The organism is Brevibacterium picturae (assembly GCF_030453725.1).
GTDB classification, from domain to species: domain Bacteria; phylum Actinomycetota; class Actinomycetes; order Actinomycetales; family Brevibacteriaceae; genus Brevibacterium; species Brevibacterium sandarakinum_A.
In genome coordinates, this window is record NZ_JAKDJU010000191.1 from 1 (window position 1) to 5,309 (window position 5,309).

Below are 5,309 nucleotides of genomic sequence, written 5' to 3' on the forward strand. Positions count from 1 at the left end.
CGGTCGCCATCGGACATGTCCGCGATGAGGAAGCCTGCCGTGTCGGTGACTTCCCGTTCGGCGAGCGCCAGCCACTTAGATTCTGGGTTGAGTGCGCGTTCGACCTTCGCCCACTGGACGGCGGCGCGCAGGTAGAGAGCGTTGTCGTAGAGCATCTTCTCGAAGTGCGGCACGAACCACTGCCGGTCGACGCTGTAGCGGGCGATGCCGCCGCGCACCTGGTCACGCATGCCGCCGCTGGCGATCCTCGCGAAGGTGCTGCGTACCGCGATGAGGCAGTCGAGGACGAGTTCACCCTCGAGGTGACCGTCGGCTCCCAGCCGGTCGACCGCTCCGGGAGCGAGCGCCTCCCCCGCTCGTCCGTGAGCGCTTTCGCCCCGCGCCGAGGCGGTTCCGCCCAAACGCACGAACGTGGCCAACAGCTGCATGAGGTTCATCAGCGGTGGGAACTTCGGGGCTTTGCCGAACCCGCCCCAAGCCGGGTCATAGGAGTCGAGCAGGGATTCGGCGGCGGAGTCCAGTTCCTCGGCGCTGAGCAGTTCGGAGGCGGCTTCGGCGGGCAGTGCGTCGGAGACGGCGCTGGCCATATCGGCAAGCCCCCGGTCCATGCGCTGGGTCATCTCTGTCACCTCGGCGCGGCGATCCGTCCATGTCTGGGACACGGCCGAGAGCACCTGGGTGAACGCGGGCAGGTTGCCTCGCGGGGCCGGCGGGAAGTAGGTGCCGGCATAGAAGGGGCTGCCTTCGGGGGTGGCGAAGATCGTCATCGGCCATCCGCCCTGGCCCCGCATCGCCTGCAGGGCGTTCATGTAATAGGCGTCGATGTCGGGCAGCTCCTCGCGATCGATCTTGATCGGCAGGTACTTCTCATTGATGAGGCTTGCGATGGCTTCATCCTCGAAGGATTCGTGGGCCATGACGTGGCACCAGTGGCAGGTGGAGTAGCCGATCGAGATCAGCAGGGGCACGTCACGTCGGGCCGCCTCGGCGAGGTTGTCCTTCGTCCACATCCGCCAGTCGACGGGATTGTCGGCGTGGGCGCGCAGGTATGGGCTGGTGGAGGACGCGAGTTCATTGGCCATGGACCCAGCGTCTCATTCCACCCATCCCTCAATCCACTGGTGGCTCCCTGCCAAAATCTCCGACCGTTTCGTCGAGCACCGATCAGAACCAGTTTCTTATTGACAAGTCATGTGGTTAGAAATCGTGTGGTCTTGTGGGAGGATTCCCTCATGGAAGAGGTGACGTATTCGCAGACGGCAAGCTCTGGGGTCGGCTCTGCCAAGGACCTGGATTCGGCGCTCAGCGGCGGCCCGATCCCGATGCGCTTCACGGTGGTTGCCCTCGCGTTCGTCGTTCACTTCGTCGCCTGGATCGGCTACTGCGCACTCATGTTCGCGACGGCCGACCACTACTTTGGCCAGGGCCTGTCCACCGGATTTGCCATGTTCGCCCTGGCTTGCCTGGCCGGCACTGCCGCCATCGTCATCGCGCGCGAGCTCTCGCCCATCCCGCGCAGCATCGTCATCGTGCTCAGCATTGCCATCTTCGGAATCTCCGGCATCGCCGAGGTGGTCGGACGCGTCGAACGACCGACGCCGGAACTCATGGTTCTGACCTTCGTAGAAGTTGTCTCGCTCATCGGTATGTTCGTGTTCCCCTTCGTAATTGCGGGGATCCTCGTCGCAGTAGTGGGCAAGCCTGCGGTAGCGGTCCGGCCGACAGTTGGCGCAGGGATCGTTCTTCTTGCCGGCGTGGTGATCGCGTTCTGCTGCCACCTGCCGATGTTCGGAGTCCTCGATTTGCCTGTGCAGCCCTCATGGTTCAAGCCTGAGTGGCTGATCGCCCTGAGCTCCGCAGTCGGCACGGTCGCCGCAGTATTCGTGCTTGCGCACGCGCAGGTCCGCGCTTCGTCGCCGGGCTGGTCTCTGGCCATCCGAGTCTTCGGCTTCGTCACCGTGGCTTGCGGAATGTATCTGTGCAATCTCTCAACAGGTCAGATCGTGGCCTTCTTTCCTCTTGGTGACGTCGGCATGGTGTTGTGGCCGGGGGCCGCGTTGGGGTTCGTCGTCGGTGCAGCGGCTCTGCTCGTCTCTGCGGCAGCGGCGAGGCCCCGGCTGTCTTGAGACACACTTCCGCCAACCCCAGTGATCCCGGAACTGGTGCTTGCCTCGGCGTGCTGACCTCAGAGGTCCTTGACTACCTGGACCGGGCATCGGGATCATCCTTCTTGCCCTGGCAATCGTGGCCGGCGTCGCAGCCATCGTCACCGCTCGTGACCTCTCGCTCATTCCCCGCAACGTCATCGTCGTCGTGCTCGCTGCCATCGTCGTCACTTCCGGCATCGCCGAGGTGACCGGCCGTGTGCAGGCACCGCAGCCGGGCGTCATGCCCATGACCTTCCTCGAGGCGTTTCCTCTCATCACCGTGTTCGTCTCTCCCCTCATCGTCGCCAGCGTGATCATCACCGTCGCGGACAGAGCAGCGGTAGTACCAGCCGACTCCGATAGCGGTCGCTCCCGGGTCCGCGGCGCAGGAGCCGGTGCTGCAATCGCTCTCCTCATCTGCGCGTTGATCACTGCCGGAGGCTTCCTGCCGTTCTTCGTACCGTTGGCAGATTCTGCTTGGGCCGCTTGGGTCCAGCCGTGGTGGCTGATCACTCCGGGTTCGGCGGTCGCCACTGTCGCTGCCGTTCTTGTGTTCCACCGGCTGCCGGCATCCGCATCGTCGCGTCGTCTCGGCAAGAGCGCCCGCGTCTCCGGTTATCTCACCCTGGCCTGCGGAATGCTGCTGTGCGTTCTCGCCTTGGCCCAGAACATGTTCGTCTTCGCGCTGGGCAGCATCATGGCCGTCTGGGTAGGAGCGGCATTCCTTGTCGCCTCGCTGAGCCTGCTCATCGCATTCATGGCGGCACAGTTTCGGCGGACCTGCGACCTCAGCGTCCGGGGCTCCGCCGAGAGCACTTGACCGAACCCGCGAAGGTTCCGATCAATGAGGCGCCGGAGGAACAGGTGCCGTCGCAGCCCCAGAGCGCCTGCCGGGACCGCAACAGGCATCGTACAGATACTGCCGTAAGTGACTCTACTCAATGGATGAAAGTGACTCTACTCAAGGGGAGAGCTTGGGCGGATCCGCCCATATTCGGCTCATGTCGAACCGCTGAAAGTGACCGCGCACTCGTTCCGCGAACACAGGCGTTCCAGCCGAATGGTACTTTTCAGGGAAGTTCGGAAAATCCTCAAAATTCGAGCCCAGCTTCTTTGCTCGTGAGATATGAAAGCCCAGATTCGTCAATAGCGCCATCCGGACCAGCTCTGGCATCGAATCGTCGCAGACCACCAGGAAGTCATCTGCCTGAAAATACTCATATACGCTCTTATCCGGATCCGGCACCATCGCCTTCTTATCGGTGGTGACCACATAGTCAACATTCCCGTATTCGGCTGCGGCATCTAAATGCCGGTCATTCGGATCCAATATATCTGCGAACCCGTCTGACGGATAACCGGTAATTGGCTCAGCACCAATTGCCGCAACCAGATTCCGGCGCACGCCTCCTACCTGGTTCTCGGACCAGTCTGGGAAACGGCGTCGCAACCGATAGACGAGCTCGGCCATGATGTCCTCGGTCCAGACGATTCGAAACGCTTTGTGAAAATGGAGATGCACGAAAGTGTCTCTCAGCAGCCGCGAGAACAGAACGTTGGTATCCAGTAAGGCCGTCTGCATGATTCCACGATATACGCACGGGCACGCACTTCCACAGAGGTGCTTCTAAAGCGGCTCTCCGAGCTCGTCTTCAGTCTCCAGCAGTCGTTGGATCGCTTGAGCACGTTCTTCTTGCAAAGATCTACGGAGCTCAACGACATCATCACGATGCAATCTCCGATGGGAACCGACCAAATGCGAGGGAATTCGGCCCGATCGAATATGCTTCATCAATGTCGGGCGGGAGACACCCACCATCGAGGCCGCAGTCGTCGTGGTCACGATCTCTGGAATACGGCCAACTGTGATTTCATCGCCTTCTGCGACGGCACGCAAGACCGATTCGATCAGCGTCGCAATTCGAGGATCCAGCTCTGACTTGCGGATCTCCCAGTCATCGCCTCTACGAACTGTTGTCTCAAGCAGCTGGGTCACCGACGCGGATGTCTCCGAGTCGAAGGTCACCTCACGACTTCGCACACTCATAACCACTCCTTCCAGATATAAGTGTACATGGGTTTCACTTACATCTGAAGCAGATGCTATCTGTCTATGGGCGGTCGAACAGCCAGGCCGCGGCCCGGGCAGGTCCATCCAAGCCTGCCCGCCCAGCCACCAAGTGAGGATTCAGAGGTCTTCGACGACCTGGACCAGACGATCTGGCAGGTTGGTGATGATGCCGTCGGCGCCGAGGTCGACGGCCTTCTCCATGTCCTCGACGCTGTCGACGGTCCACACCAGGCTCGACATTCCCAGCTCGTGGACGTGACCGAGGAAGGCGGCATCGGCCGCGGTGTACTGAGGATTGACCTGATCGGCCCATGTGGAAAAGTCGCGCAGTTCGTCCGGGCAGGGCCTGCCCAGCACACCGACGGGGATCTCCGGTGCCAGGGCGTGGAATTCGCGGACGAAGGCCCAGTCGCCGGACTGGACGACGAGCATTCCCGCGGCCAAAGCCCGATCCAGATAATCGGGCACAGCCGTCAGCGACTCGACGAGCGCCTCGGCGATTCCGGGATACTGGGCGGGATGCTTGACCTCGAGGAGAAGGCCGGTGCGGGTCGCGTGCACCAGATCCAGCACCTCGGCGAGGTGAGGGACTCCGACTCCGGCGAAGGACGGTCCCTTCCAACTGCCCGCGTCGAGGGCAGCGATCTCGGCAGTCGTCATGGCGCCCACGCTGACTTGAGCACGGTCAGGGTGGAGAGCGCGGACATTAGTCGTGCGATCGAACGTGTCGTCGTGGATGACGATGAGGTCGCCTTCTCGGTTCATGTGCACGTCGATCTCGATCATGTCCGCACCCTGATCGATGCCGGCGACGAAGGCGGGGATGGTGTTCTCGGGATACTGCACGGACGCTCCACGGTGAGCGATGACCAGCGGTGGGACACGGGTGTGCGTGACCTCGGCGGCGGAGTGATTCAAGAGAGTGATGGGCATGTCGGGGGCTCCTCGGCTGACGGCAGCTCAGGGCGGCGATGAGCGGCCGATGATGCAGTTCGTTGCGGACCAGACTAAGCACCCAGAGCAATGGCCGGATGATGCTTGGGTAGACGCGACGTGAATCCTGGCTGGGTCAAGCATCAGCTTCACCGACG

General features: G+C 62.1%; 6 protein-coding genes. 2 read left to right on the forward strand and 4 right to left on the reverse strand.

The genetic code is table 11. The features are described from left to right. The coding region (locus tag L0G76_RS13775; RefSeq protein WP_304357740.1) for a thioredoxin domain-containing protein at positions 1–1,082 on the reverse strand (1,082 nt) is incomplete at its 3' end. 150 nt (positions 1,083–1,232) lie between these two features. On the opposite strand from L0G76_RS13775, the gene L0G76_RS13780 reads away from it, so the two are divergent. Together L0G76_RS13780 and L0G76_RS13785 are read left to right on the forward strand one after the other, a co-directional pair. Continuing rightward, entirely contained in the window at positions 1,233–2,126 is an 894-nt protein-coding gene (locus tag L0G76_RS13780; protein WP_304357741.1) for a hypothetical protein, read from the forward strand. A gap of 118 nt (positions 2,127–2,244) precedes the next feature. Next, entirely contained in the window at positions 2,245–2,967 is a 723-nt protein-coding gene (locus tag L0G76_RS13785) for a hypothetical protein (RefSeq protein ID WP_304357742.1), read from the forward strand. A gap of 141 nt (positions 2,968–3,108) precedes the next feature. On the opposite strand, the gene L0G76_RS13790 is transcribed toward L0G76_RS13785, so the two are convergent. The 3 genes from L0G76_RS13790 to L0G76_RS13800 all read right to left on the reverse strand — a co-directional run bounded on the left by L0G76_RS13790 (position 3,109) and on the right by L0G76_RS13800 (position 5,151). Beyond that, the gene (locus tag L0G76_RS13790; RefSeq protein ID WP_304357743.1) at positions 3,109–3,729 is read right to left on the reverse strand and encodes a PIN domain-containing protein; all 621 of its coding nucleotides are present in this window, start codon (positions 3,727–3,729) and stop codon (positions 3,109–3,111) included. 45 nt (positions 3,730–3,774) lie between these two features. Further along, positions 3,775–4,194: an excisionase family DNA-binding protein gene (locus L0G76_RS13795; protein WP_304357744.1), complete on the reverse strand. Its 420-nt coding sequence runs from the start codon at positions 4,192–4,194 to the stop codon at positions 3,775–3,777. A gap of 141 nt (positions 4,195–4,335) precedes the next feature. After that, positions 4,336–5,151, reverse strand: a complete 816-nt coding sequence (locus L0G76_RS13800) for a glycerophosphodiester phosphodiesterase (RefSeq protein ID WP_304357745.1) — start codon at positions 5,149–5,151, stop codon at positions 4,336–4,338. Positions 5,152–5,309: the final 158 nt, after the last annotated feature.

Bases quoted from the DNA above. Each gene is read 5' to 3' on its own strand.
- L0G76_RS13790 (WP_304357743.1), bottom strand. From the start codon at position 3,729: ATGCAGACGGCCTTACTGGATACCAACGTTCTGTTCTCGCGGCTGCTG.
- L0G76_RS13800 (WP_304357745.1), bottom strand. From the start codon at position 5,151: ATGCCCATCACTCTCTTGAATCACTCCGCCGCCGAGGTCACGCACACC.
- L0G76_RS13780 (WP_304357741.1), top strand. From the start codon at position 1,233: ATGGAAGAGGTGACGTATTCGCAGACGGCAAGCTCTGGGGTCGGCTCT.
- L0G76_RS13795 (WP_304357744.1), bottom strand. From the start codon at position 4,194: ATGAGTGTGCGAAGTCGTGAGGTGACCTTCGACTCGGAGACATCCGCG.